This is a genomic window from Halioglobus sp. D3-4 (assembly GCF_055809315.1).
This window is the reverse complement of record NZ_CM147907.1, coordinates 4,028,255-4,045,441: the sequence shown is the minus strand read 5'-3', so window position 1 is coordinate 4,045,441 and position 17,187 is coordinate 4,028,255. Positions and strand designations below refer to the sequence as shown.

The following is a 17,187-nucleotide window of genomic DNA, read 5'->3' as shown; positions in this document are numbered from 1 at the left end:
CTCACAGGAATCAGACCACCGGGGCATTCGTTGCTACAATACACCCCGCAAACGCGCGCTCAACCCGAGGTTCCACGTGCCCGTAACACCCCGACTTCTCCACAGCACCGCAGACTGGCAGCAGCAACTGCGCGATGTCATCACCTCACGCGATGCCCTGCTGGCCGCTGTAGGCCTGAACGCCAGCGATGTGGGGCCGGCCAATGGTGCCTGCGAGGACTTCGCCCTGAAGGTGCCGTGCAGCTTTGTGCAGCGAATGCGCTACGGCGACCCGCGCGACCCCCTGTTGCTGCAGGTGCTGTCCAGCCCGCAGGAGATGATGGACGCGCCCGGCTTCGTGCGTGACCCCGTCGGCGAGAGCGGCGCGACCATCCCCCATCGCGGCATCATTCACAAATACCACGGCCGCGTCTTGCTGATTGTCAGCGGCGGTTGCGCGGTGAACTGCCGCTACTGTTTCCGCCGGCACTTTCCCTACAACGAGAACCAGAACAGTCGAGCGCAGTGGCGCGAGGCGCTGCAACGTATCAGCGACGACGACAGCATCGAGGAAGTCATCCTCAGTGGCGGCGACCCACTGGTGGTGACTGATGAGCAGCTGCAACAGCTGGTGATGCAGATTGGCGCGATACCGCATGTAAAACGCCTGCGCATTCACACCCGGCTACCTGTAGTGATACCCGAGCGCGTCACAGATGCACTGCTGGACGCCATCACCCACCCCCACCTGCAGACGGTAATGGTCATCCACTGCAACCACGCCGCAGAAATAGACGATGCCGTCGCGGCCAGCCTCACCGCAGTGCGCCAGCGCGACATCACCCTGCTGAATCAATCCGTGCTGCTGGCTGATATCAATGACAACCTTCAAACACAACTCGATCTCTGCCAGCGATTATTCGCAGTGGGTACGCTGCCCTACTATTTGCACCTGCTGGATAAAGTGCAGGGGGCTGCGCATTTTGATGTGCCGGAGCGGCGTGCGACAGAGCTGGTGGCTGAAATGACCAAGAGGCTGCCCGGATACATGGTGCCCAAGCTCGTCAGGGAGATTGCCGGGGCAGCTTCAAAAACCGGCGTGCAATCCCAAAGCTGACTCCACATTAACGCAGCACTGTGTGGAAGATCGGCTGGATACAAGGCATTTCACGGCCCTTTAGTGTGAGGCAGACAGCAATACGACCAAAAATTGCAGGCATATACATCGCTGCTATAAGGGATAGTGATAGTATTTTGTGAAACCCACTCGGTAATTCCTTCACTACTGGTAAGTCAGCTTGAGTAAAGCCTTCACCCCGTTGATAGCATTCGATGGTAGTCGAGATAATAATTTCACGACTATCCGCATCGTTTTGGCGTGGCTGGTTCTCTATGGACACAGTTATGCGGTGCAGAAGGTTCCTGGAATTCGCGACCCCTTAAACGAAATATTTCAGGGTTCGATTTGGGTTGGAGAAATTGCGGTAAACGGTTTTTTTGCGATCAGTGGCTTTCTGGTCGCAGCGAGCCTGATCAAAAGAGGTGTGATTGACTACACCATCTCTCGGGTACTGCGCATTTTCCCCGCGTTGATTGTCTGCGTATTCGTATCAGTATTTTTGCTCGGCCCGATCCTGACCAGCCTCCCATTACGAGACTATTTCGACGCCCCCAAAACATGGGATTATCTGGGTAACGCAGTGGCTTTTCTAAAAATGCAGTGGTCCCTACCAGGTGTTTTCGAATCCAATCCTCGCGATGCGATCAACGGGTCACTGTGGACGCTCACCGTCGAAGTGCGCTGCTACCTGCTCCTCGCCGCACTGACATTTCTCGGATTCAGGGCGAATAGAATCTGGGCCAATATTCTTGTGCTGCTGGTGTTCGCGGCGGGGGTGTTGTCGTATGAGAGCATCCCGTTGTTAGGCACAAATCTGAAATGGTCGAGACCCGCGCTGTATTTCATTATTGGCGTCTTTTTTTACCTCAATCGCGACAAGGTCTACCTCGATTACCGAATCGCCATTTTTGCCGCAGTGATGGCCTATTTCTCCTTTGGACAGGAATGGTTCGACTACGTATTCCCTGCCGCGTTGATCTATCTGATTTTTTATCTCGCCTATGCCACCAAACCGCTCAGTACGGATGCCGTCTTCGGTGACGCATCCTACGGCATCTATATTTATGCCTGGCCAGTGCAGCAGATTGTCGCGCAGTCATTTCCGGGGCAGACACCGTATTTCAACACCATTGTATCCAGTGTGATCGTTATCACCCTGGCCTGGCTGTCATGGCATGGGCTGGAGAAACGGGTGTTGACCTATAAGAAAGTATTGCTGGGGCATACCAGCTCACCGAAATCACTGATGGGGATTGGTGCGCTTCTGAAGGGGAAGGCTGCGGATTCGCCGTGAACTGGGATTTGGAATTTGGTCGGTGTGAGAGGATTTGAACCTCCGACCCCTTCCTCCCGAAGGAAGTGCGCTACCAGGCTGCGCCACACACCGATGTTTGCCGCGCGCAACTATACCAAAAGCCTACCGTGGAACCAATGCCTTGCGGCTAGTAGATGCCTGCCCAGCGCGCGATGAACTGGCTGAGGATGCTGAGTGAGGTCACCACGACGATCAGCACAATCAGCAGGCGGCCGGGCCTGAATGGCTTGCGCTCTACCGCGTTGATGCCGCGGCTTACGAACTCATCAACCTTTTTCTGGTCCTCGGGATGGAGGCTGTTGTTGTAGCTTCGATCCGTTTTGTCAGCTTGTATTTCGGTCATATCAATTACTGAATCAGCAAAAATAAAAAAGGGAGAACGACAGCCGCCATTCTCCCCCTACGGCACCCGAAAGTCACCCCATCCGGGGCGTTTCCGGGTAGTCCTGACTGCGCTTACAGCTGGAACAATTCCTCAGGCATCGTCATCAGGTTGTCAGCGCCGGAGAGCATGGTGGTTTTCAGAGACTCGGTGCGTGGCAGCAGGCGTTCGAAATAGAAACGTGCTGTCATCAGTTTTGCCTCGTAGAAAGACACATCGCCATCGGCTTCGGCGATTTTCTGCTGCGCCAGAATGGCCATTCTCGCCCAGAAGTACGCCAGTGTGACGTAGCCGCTGTACATCAGGTAATCGACGGCGCCGGCGCCGGCGTTATCCGGATTTTCCATGGCCGCTTCGCCCAGTTTCATGGACAGCTCCAGCCACTCCTGGTTGTGGGCTTGCAGGGGCTTGATGAATTCCTCGTAGTCTGCGGCGTCGTTGGCCTTGCAGAACTCATCGACTATCGAAGTGAAGCCCATCAGCAGTTTGCCGCCGCTGCCGAGCACTTTACGGCCTACCAGGTCGAGCGCCTGTATGCCGGTGGTGCCCTCGTAAAGCATCGCGATACGCGCGTCGCGCACGATCTGCTCCATGCCCCACTCGCGGATAAAGCCGTGGCCGCCGTAGACTTGCAGGCCCAGGTTAGCAGCTTCAAAGCCGGCTTCGGTGACAAAGGCTTTGCCGATCGGCGTCAGCAGTGCCATCAAGTCGTCGGCCGCTTTGGCCTGTTCTTCGCTGCCGTGGGCAACAATATCGCCCTGTTGTGCGAGGAAGTACAGGAACGCGCGGCTCCCTTCTGCAAAGGCTTTCTGGGTCAGCAGCATGCGGCGGACATCGGGGTGCACAATGATCGGGTCAGCCGGACCATCGGGGTTTTTCGGGCCGGTGAGAGAGCGCATTGCAAGGCGCTCCTTGGCGTATGTCAGTGCGCCCTGGAAGGACAATTCCGCGTGGGCCAGACCCTGTGTGGCGGTACCGATACGGGCGGTATTCATGAATGTGAACATTGCATTCAGGCCACGGTTGGGCGGCCCGATCAGGAAGCCGCGAGCGCCATCAAAGTTGAGTACACAAGTGGCGTTGCCGTGAATGCCCATCTTCTCTTCGATAGAGGCGCAGTGCACCGCGTTGCGCTCGCCGACCGTGCCGTCGTCGTTGACATTGAACTTGGGCACGATGAACAGCGAGATTCCCTTGGTGCCTTCGGGGGCATCCGGCAGTCGCGCCAGTACGATGTGCACGATATTGTCTGTCATATCGTGCTCACCGGCGCTGATGAAAATCTTAGTGCCGGTAATGGCGTAGGAGCCGTCAGCCTGGGGCTCGGCTTTGGTGCGCAGCAGGCCGAGGTCGGAACCACACTGCGACTCGGTAAGGCACATGGTGCCTGTCCATTCGCCGGAAATCAGTTTGGTGAGGTATTTCTGCTTCTGCTCTTCGTCGCCGTGAGCTTCCACAGTGTTGACCGCGCCATGGCTGAGGCCGGGGTACATCACCCATGACCAGTTCGCGGTGCCGGCGATTTCATTCACAACAATGCCGAGCAGGCTGGGCATGCCCTGGCCGCCGTAAACCGCATCGGCACTCAGAGCGGGCCAGCCGTTGTCCACGTATTGACGGTAAGCCTCTTTGAAGCCAGCCGGTGTTGCCACTCCTTCCTCGCTCCATGTGCAGCCCTCTTCGTCGCCGCTGCGATTCAACGGAGCGATCACGCTCTCTGCGAAACGCGCACCTTCTTCAACGATGGCATTCATCAGGTCTTCAGTGGCTTCTTCAAGGCCGGGCAGGGTCTGGTAGAGCTTCTCCGATTCCAGCACTTCGTTAATAACAAATTGAATATCACGCACCGGCGCTTTGTAGTCTGGCATGGTCAACTCCTATGCAAGGTTCTGTGTACAGATAGATCTGGGTATACGAAGCCCGGGGAGAAACCGATCAGTGTTATCGATCCGAGCCATGTGTTCAGCGCTCACATTGTCCGGTATTTGACCCGGATGTCAAATATCTTTTTACGCAGGTTGAGACCTGATACCACTGATTCGGGTTATAACGTTCGGCCAGTCAACGCGCGCCGGGGCCGGTTATCAGGCTGCCAATGTCCAGATGTGGGCACAGATCTGCGGCCTGCCAATCGGGAAGAAAGGGGACATCGCCCAATAACGGCGCCGGCAACAACTGTCGCAGCGTTTCCAGATTCTCACTGTGGTTATCCATCCGCGGCCCGCACTGGTTGGCCACCCAGCCCGCCAGCGGCAGGCCGTCGCGGCGGATCGCCTCTGCGGTGAGCAGCGCGTGATTGATGCACCCCAGGCGCATGCCGACCACCAGAATCACCCCCAGCTGCAACTCCACCGCCAGATCCGCCAGTGTCTCGCGCGGATTGATTGGCACGCGCCAGCCGCCGGCACCCTCTATCAGCACGAAATCTGCCTCGCCGAGCATCACGCCGCGACACAGGCCCGCCAGGCGGCTGGCCTGCATACGCTTGCCCTCAAGTCCGGCAGCGATATGCGGCGCTATTGCCGCCTTCAGTGCCACCGGGTTGATCTGGCTGTAGTCCAGGGCCTCAGTCATCGCCGCCTGCAGGTACAGGGCATCCTCATTCTGGCCATTGTCATCGCAACCTGCCGCCACGGGCTTGACTGCAGCGGTGCGCAACCCCGCCTCCGCAGCGGCGGCCAACAGGCCACAGCTCACCGCTGTTTTGCCAACACCGGTATCTGTTCCGGCCACAAACCAGGCTTTACTCATAGCTTTTTCAATACTCCGAAAATGACTTCATACGTGGCGGGCAGCACCCCTTCGGAACGCCTCGACTCGTACGCCTGCAACATACCCTGCAGGGCGCGCCTTGGGGTAAGCCCCGTCGGACGACTGCGATTCATATTGTGTGCTCCGAGCGTTTTCAGCTCGTCCAGCAGTTCACGCACACGGGTGTACTCCATACGAAATACTTGCTCATCCAGCGTCAGCTCGGTGCCGGGCAAGTGTTCTGCCGCCGCCAGCAGGCTCGCTCCCGGCAAAAACGTATTCACATGCTGATGCCCATCGACGGCGGCCCAGGCTGCACGCAGCTCGCAGAGCGTCTCGGGCCCAAGCGAAGTGAATACACACTTACCTCCCGGTTTCAGGACCCGGGACAGCTCCGCCAGCAGATGCTGCGGGCGCGCACACCACTGCACGGTGAGACTGCTGAAGATCAGGTCGACGGATTCGCTGGCCAGCGGCAGGGACTCCGCATCGGCAACCAGCCATTCGTGGCCCTCTGCGCAGCGCTGGCGGGCGTACTCCACCATACCGGAGGCAAGATCCAGCCCCAGGTAGCGCGCCTCGGGATAGCGCGCTTTAAGCGGGGCGCAGAAATACCCGGTGCCACAGCCGAGGTCGAGAATGGTGTCCACCGCTGGCGCCCCATCCAAATAAGTAAGTAATTGCTCACCAACGCTACGCTGCAGCTGGGCCACGGAATCATAGCTGCTGGCTGCCCGGCTGAAGGACGCCGCGACCGCCGATTTCTCCCAATCCGGCGCCCTGTCCTCACCCTGCAGCAGGGCCCCTGCGGTGTCGAGAAACCCGTGTATCTCCTGCGCCAGCATCGCCGGGACATCAAGCGGTGCGAGGTGAGAGGCGCCCGGGAGAACAATCACCGGCAAAGGCACTTCAGCCGACAGCGCGGCAATACACGGCGCCACGCCCGGCGGCACCAACGCATCCTCGGCAGCCAGCAAATGTAGTTGGGGTTGCTGCAGCGCCGGCAGTGTGTTGCGTAGATCCAGCGTTTCCAGCCACGCCAACCCGGTGAGCAACTCGCCGGTGGCGGGCCCGCGTCCCAGCGCTTGCAACTGACGCAACAGCACGCGTGGCTGCCGCGCGCCAGACACCTGCAAGCTATCAAAGCGTTTCAGCGCCACATCAGGGTTCTCTTGCACGGCGTCGGCGAACCCGGTGAATACCGCCGCATCCATGCCTGGCCAGTCCCCGACCGCGACGAAACTGGGATTGCTGCATAGCGTGACCAACGCGGTTACCCGCTCCGGATGCCAGTGCGCCAGTTCCGCCGCCAGCAGCCCCCCCAACGACCAGCCCACATACACCGCCTGCGCGGGACAGCTGGCCAGAATATCGGCCAGGACATCAGCCAGTACATCCGCAGAGTCTGGCCCCAAGCTGGCAATGCAACCCGGCGCTACGCCCGGGATATCCAGCACAGTGACATTGGCCCAGGGCCGCAGCAGCGCCAGCAGCGGCCGCCACACCTCGCGGTTACAACCCCAGCCATGCAGCAGCACCAGTTCCTGCTGCGGCGCACCGGTTGCGGGCAAATACTCGTAGTACAGCGGCACTCAGCCCTCCACCGCGCAGACCGCCAATTGATCCAGCAGTTGATCCACCTGCGATTCGCTGTGGGCCGCACTCAGGGTGATACGCAGTCTGGATGTCCCCGCGGGAACGGTCGGCGGCCGGATGGCGCCGACCAGAAAACCGTTGTCCCGCAGGCGCGTGCTGAGTGCGACCGCTGTTGACGCATCACCCACCAGCAATGGCTGTATCGCGCTGGAAGACGGCATCAGCGGCAAGCACAGTTGCTCAGCGCCCATGCGGAACCGGCGAATCAGCGCTGCCAGATAGTCTCTGCGCCAGGATTCATCGCGCAGCAGCGCCAGTGACTCCAGACTGGCCGCCGCCACGGCCGGCGGCAGGGCCGTGGTATAGATATAGCTACGCGACTGCTGGATCAGCCCCTCGATCAGCGCTTCGCTACCGGCAACAAAGGCGCCTGCGGTGCCCAGCGCCTTACCCAGTGTCGCCATCAGAATCGGTACGGCGGTGGAATCCAGCCGCGCCGCTTCCGTGCTGCCCATGCCCCGTGCGCCGAGCACACCAAAGCCGTGGGCGTCATCCACCATCAGCCAGGCATCCTCTTCGCTGCACAGGCTCGCCAGCTCCGCCAGCGGTGCGGTATCGCCATCCATGCTGAAGACGCCATCCACGACCACCAGCCGCGGGCCATCCGCAGCGGCCAGTTTCGCTCGCAGTGCACCGACATCATTGTGGGGAAAGCGCTGGAAGCGCGCGCCGCTGTGCAATCCGCCATCCAGCAGCGAGGCGTGGTTGAGCCGGTCTTCGAACACATAATCCCCGCGCTGCAACACACTGGTGAGTATGCCGGTATTGGCGGCATAGCCGCTGGAGTACAGGAGTGCGCGCTCGCGGCCAGTAAACTCAGCCAGCGCTTCCTCCAGTTCGTGATGCGGCGCACTGTGGCCGCAGACCAGATGCGATGCACCGCTGCCGACACCGTAGTCAGCGGCGGCCCGGCGGAATCGCTCGACCACGCGCGGGTGTGCGGCCAGGCCCAGGTAGTCGTTGCTGCAGAAGTTGAGGAAGTCGCGCCCGTCGATGCGTACCACCGGGCCCTGCGCCGATTGCAGCGTCACTCGCTGGCGATACAGGCCCTCGCTGCGGCGCTGCTCCAGCATCGCACCGAAGCGCTCGGCAAAGCCTGTCATGGCAGAGGCCTATTGGGCGGCAGCGTCGTAAAAATGCGGGCTGGGAGTGGCGGGCGCTTTGTCGACGTGTCGCCGTTCCGGCTCGATGCCCAAACGCTCAAACAGCGCCATATCGGAGTTGGCCTGCGGGTTGGGCGTGGTGAGCAGCTTTTCGCCGTAGAAGATCGAGTTGGCGCCGGCAAAATACGCCAGCGCATGCATCTGCTCGTTCATCTCCTCGCGACCCGCAGACAAGCGCACATGCGAGGCCGGCATCATGATGCGGGCAACCGCAATGGTGCGAATAAACTCGAAGGGATCGAGATCGGCCTCTTCTTCCAGTGGAGTGCCCTGCACGCGCACCAACATATTGATGGGGACACTTTCCGGGTGGTGCGGCAAGTTCGCCAACTGCTGCAGCAGGCCGGCGCGATCCGTTTGCTGCTCGCCCATGCCCACGATGCCGCCGCTGCACACTTTCATTCCGGCGTCGCGCACATGATCCAGCGTCTCCAGCCTGTCCTGATAGGTGCGGGTGGTAATGACGTCACCGTAAAACTCGGGCGAGGTGTCGAGGTTGTGGTTGTAGTAATCCAGCCCGGCCTCGGACAACTCCTGCGCCTGCTGCTGGGTCAACATGCCCAGCGTCATACAGCTTTCCAGACCCAGCTCCCGCACGCCCTTAACCATTGCCACCACCTTCGGCATATCGCGCTGCTTGGGTGAACGCCAGGCGGCTCCCATGCAAAAACGGGTAGCACCGGATGCCACTGCCGCACGCGCCTGCTCCAGCACCTTTTCGACCTCCATCAAAGCTTCCGCTTCCAGTCCTGTGTCGTACCGGGTGCTCTGCGGGCAATACGCGCAATCTTCCGGACAGGCGCCGGTTTTGATGGAAAGCAATGTGCTGACCTGCACCTGATTTGGGTCAAAATGTTTGCGATGCACCGAGTGGGCTTCGAACAACAGGTCGTTAAAGGGCAGCGCAAACAGCGCCTCCACTTCCTGCCGCGACCAGTCATGGCGGATCTCATCGGCGGCTGTTGCTACTGACGAAGTTGATGGTGTTGCTGCCACGGAAGATTGCATATCGAGCCCAGGGAGGTAAATACTGATTTGAAGACTCGCATGATACCGCCGCCAACCATGCTGTCAACCTGGCAGACGCCGTATGGTTAACAAGATTGGTCGGCAGTTACTGGACGCCCTGTTCCCCCACCACTGCGCCCTGTGCGGCCTGCGCAGTCATCGCGAGTTGCCGCTGTGCCGCGACTGCGAACTGGAGATGCCGGTTAACCGCTGTTGCTGTGCGCGCTGCGCCCTCCCTCTGTTCCCTGCCAGCGAGCCAGGCACTGAGCGCCTCTGCGGGCAGTGCCTGCGGGCACCCCCCGTGTTCCAGCGTGTGGTGGCACCCTGGTTGTATGAGGAGTATTTCGCCCACCTGATCCATCGCTGGAAGTTCCACCGCGAACAGTACATGACACCGCTGCTGGCCACGCTGTGTCGGCAGTTGCAAGCTACCTGCCCCGAACTCGGGATATGCAACATTGCCCACCGTCTGGTCTCACGCCGGCGAGCAACCGCTGCGCAGTCAGGCATGAACGCACGACAACGCGCCGGCAACCTCAGGGGCGCCTTTACAGTCTCCAAACCCTGTGACAATCTGCGTATCGCCATTGTGGACGACGTATTGACCACAGGGGCGACCGCGTCCGCACTGGCGAGCGCACTTGCAGCCGCCGGTGCTGTGCATATCGAGGTGTGGTGTCTCGCCCGGACCCCGGCGCCGGGCACTTAAAAAACGTTTCATAAGGATAGCTTTATGCGTATTGTCACCCTGTTGTTCCTGCTGCTGGCCAACCCACTGTGGGCGGGCGAATCGATCAGTATCGCCGTCGCTGCCAATTTCAAACCGACGCTGGAAAAAGTCACCGAGCCCTTCCTCGCCAACACCAATATTTTTGTCACCTTCAGCCCCGCCTCCACCGGCGCGCTGGCCACCCAGATCCTGCACGGTGCGCAGTACGATATGTTTTTCGCCGCCGACGAGGAAAGCCCCGAGACAATCGTCGCTGAGAAGAACCTCGCCAGCACTGATGCATTCTGCTATGCGCGCGGCAAACTGGTACTCGCCGGCAGCAAGGACGGACTTTCGGCGCTGGCACAGCCGGACCTCAGCCTCGCCATTGCCAACCCCGCGACTGCACCCTACGGCCGCGCCGCCATGGAGGTGCTGGCCAGGCCGGAATTCAGCGCTGGCCAAAGCCGCAAACTGGTGAAGGGCAACAGCGTCGCGCAGGCCCTGCAGTTCTGGCAGAGCGGTGCCGTCGATATGGCGTTGCTGCCCGAAGCCCTGAGAGCGGCCGATGCGACACCAGTACCACTGGACTGGTATGAGCCCGTAGCGCAGTACGCGGTGGTGTTGAAACACAGCCCGGCCGTAGACGAGTATCTGCAGTGGCTCAGAAGTGATACCGTGCGCGACCTGATCAAAGACGCCGGCTACGAACCTTGTCCCTGACCCATGCTGAACTGGAAGCGATCTACCTCACTGTCGCGCTGGCCTCCCTCACCACGGTACTGCTGCTGATCCTGGGCACTCCGCTGGCGTGGTGGCTGTCGCGCCGCCGCAGCAATATCTCCGCCACGGTGGAGGCCATTGTGGCAATGCCGCTGATACTGCCGCCCACGGTACTGGGTTTTTACCTGCTACTGATGTTCACACCGGACACCGCGCTGGGCCGCCTCTGGCAGCAACTCACTGGCACACAGCTGGCGTTCAGTTTCAGCGCGCTGGTGATTGGCTCGGTGGTGTACTCGCTGCCGTTTGTCGTGCAGCCCTTGCAGGCGGCTTTCCAACGCATTCCACAGGGATTGCTGCAGGCGGCGGCAACACTGGGCGCATCGCCGATGGACCAGTTTCGCTCCGTGGTGCTGCCGCTGACTCGGCGCAGCTTTATCACTGCTGCCAGTCTCGGCTTCGCCCACACCGTGGGGGAATTTGGCGTGGTGTTGATGATAGGCGGCAACATCCCCGGCGAAACCCGGGTGCTGTCCATCGCCCTCTACGACTCTGTAGAGTCGCTGCAATTTGGTGAGGCTCACCGCCTCGCTGCGGGGTTGGTGATATTTTCCTTCGCCCTACTGTTTCTACTGTACCGCTACGACAAGCAGAACAGCTGGCGGATACGCGCATGAGCGAACTCAGGATCTCACTGATATGCGAGGGCGACAACGGTTTCGCACTACAGCTCGATTGCGCGATGCCCAGCAGCGGCATCACTGCAATCTACGGCCCCAGCGGCAGTGGCAAAAGCACACTGCTGGATTGCATCGCCGGGCTGCGCGCACCGCAGCCCGACAGTGTTGTCGCATTGGGGGACGACACCTGGCAGGCGCCGGGCGTCGCCGTGCCGCCATGGCACAGGCGCATAGGTTACGTCTTTCAGGACGCACGTCTGTTTCCACATCTCGATGTGCAACAGAACCTGGACTACGCCATCGCCCGCCGCGCGACACCCGGCACGATCGAACTCGAACAGCTTGTCGGCTGGCTGGAACTGGATGACCTGCTGGCGCGCGCTGTCGATACGCTTTCGGCCGGCCAGAAACAGCGCGTGGCGATCGCGCGTGCGCTGCTATCATCGCCGCAGCTACTGCTGCTGGATGAGCCTCTGGCCAATCTCGACCACGCAGCACGGCAACAGTGCGTACGCTGCCTGCAACGGCTGTCGGATGAACTGCAGCTGCCGATGCTGTATGTCAGCCACGATATCGAAGAGGTGAGCCAACTGGCCGATCACCTGCTATTGCTGGATCGGGGTCGCCTGGTGGAACAAGGCTCACTACTGGAGTTATGCGGCAGGCTCGATACCCGGTTATCGCACGAGGAACAGGCCGCGGCCATCCTTACTGCCAGCGTTGTCCAACACGACACCGACTTTCATCTGACGCAACTGTCAGTGGACGGCCAGCCCCTGTGGGTCAACCACCTGCCGCACAACCCCGGGCAGACAAGGCGCGTGCGCATTCCCGCGCGCGATGTCAGCGTATGCCGAGCGCGCCCGCAGGACAGCAGCATTCTCAATATTCTGCCGGTGACCGTCAGCGAGATCGAGGATACAGACAGTGCGCGCGTGCTGCTGCGCCTGTCGCTGGGTTCGCAGTTTCTACTGGCGCGCATCACGCGCAAATCTGCAGTGGAACTCAAGCTGCGGGTTGGTGATCCAATCTATGCACAGATCAAAAGTGCAGCGCTGCTAATGGAGGCATCAGACACAGCATGAGCAACCACCCCTACGACAGGCTCGACCCCGATGTAATCATCGATGCTGTAGAGTCCGCGGGGTATCACTGCGATGCTCGTCTGCTGGCGCTGAACAGTTACGAGAACCGGGTGTACCAGGTCGGCATCGAGGACGACACCCCCTTAATAGCAAAGTTCTACCGGCCCGAACGCTGGAGCGAAGCGCAAATTCAGGAGGAACACCGCTTCAGCCTCGAATTGCAGGACGCCGAGATTTCAGTGGTCGCCCCGTTGGTCAATGCCGAGGGCGACACACTGCACACCTACGAGGGCTTCCAGTTTGCGCTGTTTCCTCGGCGCGGCGGCTATCCGCCAGAACTGGACAACCTCGACAATATGCTGGTGCTCGGCCGGACTCTGGGACGCATCCACGCAATAGGCCGGGCCGACACATTTAAGGAACGACACTCGATCACGGTCCAGCGCATGCTGAGCGACAGCCGCGAACTGTTACTGGACGGCTTTATTCCCGCCGCGCTGCTGCCGGCGTACGAATCGCTGACAGCCGACCTGGAGAAGATGGTGACCTCACTGTACAGCGAAGTGACGCCGCAAGACGAGATCCGCATCCACGGCGATTGCCACGTGGGCAATATCCTGTGGCGCGACGAGACGGCACACTTCGTGGATTTTGATGACTGCTGCACAGCTCCGGCGATACAGGATCTGTGGATGTTCCTCAACGGCGAGCGCCACGAGAGGCAGTTGCAACTGTCAGAGCTGGTAGAGGGCTATACGGAGTTTAGCGATTTCGACCCGCGCCAGATCCGCTGGATAGAAGCACTGCGCACGATGCGCCTGATCCACTACGCCGCCTGGCTGGCAAGACGCTGGGAAGACCCGGCGTTCCCGCGCAGCTTTACCTGGTTCAACACCGAGCGCTACTGGGCAGATCATATTCTGGAGCTACGCGAGCAGATGTCGGCCCTGCAAGAGGAGCCGCTGCAGCTCCTGTAGGATAAATGGGGACAGATTTATTTATTTTATTTTTTGCACAGGAATCAGCAGGAACAAATAAATCTACCCCTGTTTTCAAGTATGTATGTGCGCCACGCAGCGGCCCAAAGGGCCGCCACACAACACAAACAAAATCACCTAACCCGAGACCCCGGATAAACCACCGACCAAAGCCACCGCCAAAACGAATTCCCCTTCAACACATCCCGATCCACCGCATCAAAAAACCTCTCCAACCCAACCGGATCAGCAAAGTAATCCATCCGGGTTTTGAAGCCCCGCTCCGGGTCCAGCTCTTTCACCACTTTCGCCGGGTTCCCCGCCACCACGACATTCGCCGGCACATCCTTGGTCACCACCGCCCGTGCCGCCACCACACTGTTCTCGCCGATGGTGACCCCCTTGAGCACTGTCGCGTGATCCCCCAACCAAACATTGGTGCCGATATGTACCGGCGTCGGCGTCTCCTTCCTCGACATCCGATCATAAATCGTATGCCAGTCCGAGTCGGTGATATAGGCGCCGTTGGCCAGCATCACGCCATCGCCCAGAATTACCTCGTCGCTGGCGCTGATTCTGGAGCCAGGGCTCATCAGGCAGCAATCGCCGATAACCACACGGCCCTCGCCGGCACTTCTCCCCCAGACGCCAACCTCCACCCGGTTGCCGGGCTCGCCAATCGCGGTAAAACACCGGCCTATTTGTATATTGGCGCCTGAAAAGTGCACGTACCAAGGCTTCATAATGGTGTGGTGTGGCCCCAGGTAGGTACATTCCGGGCGTAGAAAATAGTCGGCGTACCAGCGGCGAAATGTCAGATAGTATTTTTTCAGCCAGTAGGGTCGGAGGTCGTTGCGCATGCGGTACCTTTCAATCTCGGTAGATGGAGCTATGATCGGCCTGTATGATCGCAGCGGCTATGACGAACATCAAATGCATTGCGCTTGTCGCCCTGATCATCGGAGGTTTTTAAACCGTTGCACGCCAATTCATCCCCGGTCAGCAGCAACCAGCCGCAGGTACACCGCAGGTTGCCAGAGATTGTAAAGCGCCACCTGCGCGCGCCGTACCGCCGCGAAGTGGCCGCTCACAATCTGACGGCGTATGAGTCGCTGCGGGAAAGGTTATTCGAAAAACCGCGCCCGCTGGTGCTGGACTCCTTCTGCGGCACCGGACACAGCACGGCGGCGCTGGCTGAGCGCCACCCAGAGCACATGGTGGTAGGAATCGACAAGTCGGCGCAGCGCCTGGCCAGGCACCCCTACACGATCGACGGCAACTACCTGTTGCTGCGCGCAGATTGTGAAGATATCTGGCAATTGCTTGTACAGGACGGGTTGCGGGCAGACTATCACTATATCCTCTACCCGAACCCCTGGCCTAAAGCCCGGCACCTGCAGCGTCGGGTTCATGGGCACGCCAGCTTCCCACTGCTCTTGCAACTCGGCGGTGCACTGGAACTGCGCTCCAATTGGCGGCTCTACATCGAGGAGTTCGAACTCGCCATGCAGTTGTCCGGCCAAACCGGCGCTATGAGGAAATTGACTGCCGGTACAGCGGATTTGAGCCTGTTTGAACGAAAATACCGCCAAAGCGGCCATGAACTGTGGGTTTACACGGTAAACTTGATACCGTGACGAAGAAAGTCCAGTGCGCTAAAGTGCGCGCTTGAAACGGAGATACCCCTATGTCCTCGACCACAACTGACCCCATGTGGGAAAGAATTCGCCAGGAAGCCACCCAGCACGCCCGTGAGGAGCCGATCCTCGCGAGCTTTCTGCACGCCACCATACTGAACCATGCCGAACTGGAGCTGGCCCTCAGCTTTCACCTCGCCAGCCAACTGGACAGCCCGACTGCGTCCTCGCTGTTGCTGCGGGAAGTGATCCTGGAGGCATTCACCAGTGATCCGGCCATTCGCGACGCGGTGCGCGCCGATTTACAGGCCGTCGAAGACAGGGATTCCGCCTGCCATGAGCTGTACATCCCTTTCCTGTATTTCAAAGGCTTTCATGCACTGCAAACACACCGCGTAGCGCATTGGCTGTGGAGCAATGGCCGCGAACCGCTGGCACTGTTCTTCCAGAACCGTATGTCAGCCGAGTTCGGCGTCGATATACACCCGGCGGCCCGCCTCGGGCGGGGCATCATGCTCGATCATGCCACCGGGTTGGTGATCGGGGAAACCGCCGTGGTGGGCAATAATGTCTCCATCCTGCAGTCTGTCACCCTCGGTGGCACCGGCAAGGAGGAGGCGGATAGGCACCCGAAAATTGGCGATGGTGTGCTGATCAGCGCCGGCGCCAAGATTCTGGGAAATATCCGTGTTGGCGAGGGCGCCAAAGTGGGCGCGGGCAGCGTGGTGCTAGAGGAAGTGCCGCCACATACCACTGTCGCTGGGGTGCCCGCAAAAATCGTTGGCCGCCCGTCCTCGCAACAACCGGCGCTGGAGATGGACCACGATTTCTGCTGCGATGAGGCCAGCGCCAAAGAGCGCGAAGCCTCCTAGAGCAGGTCAGCTAACCAGTGCCTCAGCCTTCGCTGTGGTACTGGGGCGACAACTCCTGCACAGCGTCGACGAAGGCCGTCACATGATCGGGATTCACCCCGGGCGTAATGCCGTGTCCGAGATTGAAGATATGGCCGCTGCCGTGCCCGAAACTGGCCAGTATCGACCCCACTTCAGTACGGATACGCTCGGGCGATGCGAACAACATACTTGGGTCCATATTGCCCTGCAGGGCCACGCGTTCACCCACCCGGGCACGGGCACTGCCGATATCGGTGGTCCAGTCGAGTCCCACTGCGTGCGCGCCGCACTCGGCAATCGTCTCCAGCCACTGGCCGCCGCCCTTGGTGAACACTATCACCGGCACTTTGCGCCCGTCAGCTTCGGTGGGCAGCTGTGAGATAACCCGCTGCATATACTGCAGGGAAAACTCCTGATAGCCGGCGGCACTGAGGCTGCCGCCCCAGGTATCGAAGATCTGCAGAGCCTGCGCGCCGGCCTTTACCTGAGCACTGAGGTAATCCGCCACGGCATCAGCGAGCAGCGTCAATAGGTCGTGCATCAGGGCCGGCTTGTCGTACGCCATGGTTTTGATGTTGGCAAAGTCCTTGGAGGAACCACCTTCAACCATATAGGTAGCCAGCGTCCAGGGGCTGCCGGAAAACCCGATCAGGGGCACCGCTCCGTTCAACTCGCGGCGAATCGTGCTGACAGCGCGCATTACATAGGCCAGATCATCGTCGGCCTTTATCGCGTTCAACCCGGCCAGATCCGCTTCGCTGCGCACTGTCTTGCGAAAGCGGGGCCCCTCGCCTTCCTCAAAATACAGGCCGAGGCCGAGGGCGTCGGGCACGGTCAGGATATCGGAGAACAATATCGCGGCATCCATCGGGTAACGGCGTAACGGCTGCAGCGTCACCTCACAGGCCAACTCTGCGTTTTTGCACAGGTCCAGGAAGGAGCCCGCCTGCTCGCGCGTGGCCCGGTACTCGGGCAGGTAGCGGCCGGCCTGGCGCATCATCCATACCGGCGTACGATCTACACTTTGACGCAACAGAGCGCGCAGAAAACGGTCATTTTTGAGTTCAGTCATTGGCAGGATCCGGCACTCCAGAAAATAAAGACGGGCA

Annotated in this window: 17 protein-coding genes and 1 tRNA gene; 9 read left to right on the top strand and 9 right to left on the bottom strand. The window is 60.1% G+C overall.

Annotated elements, in window-relative coordinates:
* Positions 1 to 76 precede the first annotated feature (76 nt).
* Both epmB and AC0L6S_RS17805 read left to right on the top strand, forming a co-directional pair.
* Positions 77 to 1,096 carry an EF-P beta-lysylation protein EpmB gene (gene epmB / locus AC0L6S_RS17810; RefSeq protein ID WP_473425456.1) on the top strand — a complete coding sequence of 340 codons (1,020 nt, stop codon included), beginning with the start codon at positions 77 to 79 and terminating at the stop codon, positions 1,094 to 1,096.
* Positions 1,097 to 1,277: 181 nt separating this feature from the next.
* Complete coding sequence (locus AC0L6S_RS17805) at positions 1,278 to 2,393, top strand: acyltransferase family protein (protein ID WP_473425455.1); 1,116 nt, start codon at positions 1,278 to 1,280, stop codon at positions 2,391 to 2,393.
* Between the two features lie 16 nt (positions 2,394 to 2,409).
* Here the strand turns inward: AC0L6S_RS17805 and AC0L6S_RS17800 are convergent.
* From AC0L6S_RS17800 to bioB, 7 genes are all read right to left on the bottom strand, one after another.
* Positions 2,410 to 2,486, bottom strand: a tRNA-Pro gene (locus tag AC0L6S_RS17800).
* A 55-nt stretch (positions 2,487 to 2,541) separates the two neighbouring features.
* The gene (locus tag AC0L6S_RS17795; protein WP_473425454.1) at positions 2,542 to 2,757 is read right to left on the bottom strand and encodes a DUF3094 family protein; all 216 of its coding nucleotides are present in this window, start codon (positions 2,755 to 2,757) and stop codon (positions 2,542 to 2,544) included.
* 113 nt (positions 2,758 to 2,870) lie between these two features.
* The gene (locus AC0L6S_RS17790; RefSeq protein WP_473425453.1) at positions 2,871 to 4,664 is read right to left on the bottom strand and encodes an acyl-CoA dehydrogenase C-terminal domain-containing protein; all 1,794 of its coding nucleotides are present in this window, start codon (positions 4,662 to 4,664) and stop codon (positions 2,871 to 2,873) included.
* Between the two features lie 193 nt (positions 4,665 to 4,857).
* Positions 4,858 to 5,547 carry a dethiobiotin synthase gene (bioD, locus tag AC0L6S_RS17785; RefSeq protein WP_473425452.1) on the bottom strand — a complete coding sequence of 230 codons (690 nt, stop codon included), beginning with the start codon at positions 5,545 to 5,547 and terminating at the stop codon, positions 4,858 to 4,860.
* Complete coding sequence (gene bioC, locus AC0L6S_RS17780) at positions 5,544 to 7,139, bottom strand: malonyl-ACP O-methyltransferase BioC (protein WP_473425451.1); 1,596 nt, start codon at positions 7,137 to 7,139, stop codon at positions 5,544 to 5,546. Before bioC ends, bioD begins: the two co-directional genes overlap by 4 nt.
* The gene (gene bioF, locus AC0L6S_RS17775; protein ID WP_473425450.1) at positions 7,140 to 8,306 is read right to left on the bottom strand and encodes an 8-amino-7-oxononanoate synthase; all 1,167 of its coding nucleotides are present in this window, start codon (positions 8,304 to 8,306) and stop codon (positions 7,140 to 7,142) included.
* A gap of 9 nt (positions 8,307 to 8,315) precedes the next feature.
* Complete coding sequence (gene bioB / locus AC0L6S_RS17770; RefSeq protein WP_473425449.1) at positions 8,316 to 9,362, bottom strand: biotin synthase BioB; 1,047 nt, start codon at positions 9,360 to 9,362, stop codon at positions 8,316 to 8,318.
* 94 nt (positions 9,363 to 9,456) lie between these two features.
* On the opposite strand from bioB, the gene AC0L6S_RS17765 reads away from it, so the two are divergent.
* The 5 genes from AC0L6S_RS17765 to AC0L6S_RS17745 are packed head-to-tail and all read left to right on the top strand — an operon-like array spanning position 9,457 to position 13,548.
* Positions 9,457 to 10,083 (top strand): double zinc ribbon domain-containing protein, encoded by a 627-nt coding sequence (locus AC0L6S_RS17765; protein WP_473425448.1) that lies wholly within the window; start codon positions 9,457 to 9,459, stop codon positions 10,081 to 10,083.
* A gap of 24 nt (positions 10,084 to 10,107) precedes the next feature.
* Complete coding sequence (modA, locus tag AC0L6S_RS17760; RefSeq protein ID WP_473425447.1) at positions 10,108 to 10,806, top strand: molybdate ABC transporter substrate-binding protein; 699 nt, start codon at positions 10,108 to 10,110, stop codon at positions 10,804 to 10,806.
* Positions 10,803 to 11,483, top strand: coding sequence for a molybdate ABC transporter permease subunit (modB, locus tag AC0L6S_RS17755; RefSeq protein WP_473428637.1), 681 nt, complete (start codon positions 10,803 to 10,805; stop codon positions 11,481 to 11,483). The genes modA and modB overlap by 4 nt, the downstream gene beginning before the upstream one ends.
* Positions 11,480 to 12,571, top strand: coding sequence for a molybdenum ABC transporter ATP-binding protein (modC, locus tag AC0L6S_RS17750; RefSeq protein ID WP_473425446.1), 1,092 nt, complete (start codon positions 11,480 to 11,482; stop codon positions 12,569 to 12,571). Before modB ends, modC begins: the two co-directional genes overlap by 4 nt.
* On the top strand, positions 12,568 to 13,548 hold the full coding sequence (locus AC0L6S_RS17745) for a serine/threonine protein kinase (protein WP_473425445.1): 981 nt from the start codon (positions 12,568 to 12,570) through the stop codon (positions 13,546 to 13,548). Before modC ends, AC0L6S_RS17745 begins: the two co-directional genes overlap by 4 nt.
* Positions 13,549 to 13,682: 134 nt before the next feature.
* Here AC0L6S_RS17745 and AC0L6S_RS17740 read toward each other — a convergent pair whose 3' ends face one another.
* Positions 13,683 to 14,408 carry an acyltransferase gene (locus AC0L6S_RS17740; RefSeq protein WP_473425444.1) on the bottom strand — a complete coding sequence of 242 codons (726 nt, stop codon included), beginning with the start codon at positions 14,406 to 14,408 and terminating at the stop codon, positions 13,683 to 13,685.
* A 171-nt stretch (positions 14,409 to 14,579) separates the two neighbouring features.
* On the opposite strand from AC0L6S_RS17740, the gene trmB reads away from it, so the two are divergent.
* Complete coding sequence (gene trmB, locus AC0L6S_RS17735; RefSeq protein WP_473425443.1) at positions 14,580 to 15,185, top strand: tRNA (guanine(46)-N(7))-methyltransferase TrmB; 606 nt, start codon at positions 14,580 to 14,582, stop codon at positions 15,183 to 15,185.
* A gap of 50 nt (positions 15,186 to 15,235) precedes the next feature.
* Positions 15,236 to 16,057 (top strand): serine O-acetyltransferase, encoded by an 822-nt coding sequence (cysE, locus tag AC0L6S_RS17730; RefSeq protein WP_473425442.1) that lies wholly within the window; start codon positions 15,236 to 15,238, stop codon positions 16,055 to 16,057.
* Between the two features lie 22 nt (positions 16,058 to 16,079).
* Here the strand turns inward: cysE and hemE are convergent, their stop codons facing one another.
* Positions 16,080 to 17,150 carry a uroporphyrinogen decarboxylase gene (gene hemE / locus AC0L6S_RS17725; RefSeq protein WP_473425441.1) on the bottom strand — a complete coding sequence of 357 codons (1,071 nt, stop codon included), beginning with the start codon at positions 17,148 to 17,150 and terminating at the stop codon, positions 16,080 to 16,082.
* Positions 17,151 to 17,187: the final 37 nt, after the last annotated feature.

Excerpts from the sequence above, each read along its gene's own strand:
- modA (WP_473425447.1), top strand. The coding sequence starts at position 10,108 with ATGCGTATTGTCACCCTGTTGTTCCTGCTGCTGGCCAACCCACTGTGG.
- AC0L6S_RS17765 (WP_473425448.1), top strand. The coding sequence starts at position 9,457 with ATGGTTAACAAGATTGGTCGGCAGTTACTGGACGCCCTGTTCCCCCAC.
- AC0L6S_RS17745 (WP_473425445.1), top strand. The coding sequence starts at position 12,568 with ATGAGCAACCACCCCTACGACAGGCTCGACCCCGATGTAATCATCGAT.
- hemE (WP_473425441.1), bottom strand. The coding sequence starts at position 17,150 with ATGACTGAACTCAAAAATGACCGTTTTCTGCGCGCTCTGTTGCGTCAA.
- AC0L6S_RS17795 (WP_473425454.1), bottom strand. The coding sequence starts at position 2,757 with ATGACCGAAATACAAGCTGACAAAACGGATCGAAGCTACAACAACAGC.
- bioF (WP_473425450.1), bottom strand. The coding sequence starts at position 8,306 with ATGACAGGCTTTGCCGAGCGCTTCGGTGCGATGCTGGAGCAGCGCCGC.
- modC (WP_473425446.1), top strand. The coding sequence starts at position 11,480 with ATGAGCGAACTCAGGATCTCACTGATATGCGAGGGCGACAACGGTTTC.
- cysE (WP_473425442.1), top strand. The coding sequence starts at position 15,236 with ATGTCCTCGACCACAACTGACCCCATGTGGGAAAGAATTCGCCAGGAA.
- bioD (WP_473425452.1), bottom strand. The coding sequence starts at position 5,547 with ATGAGTAAAGCCTGGTTTGTGGCCGGAACAGATACCGGTGTTGGCAAA.
- AC0L6S_RS17790 (WP_473425453.1), bottom strand. The coding sequence starts at position 4,664 with ATGCCAGACTACAAAGCGCCGGTGCGTGATATTCAATTTGTTATTAAC.
- AC0L6S_RS17740 (WP_473425444.1), bottom strand. The coding sequence starts at position 14,408 with ATGCGCAACGACCTCCGACCCTACTGGCTGAAAAAATACTATCTGACA.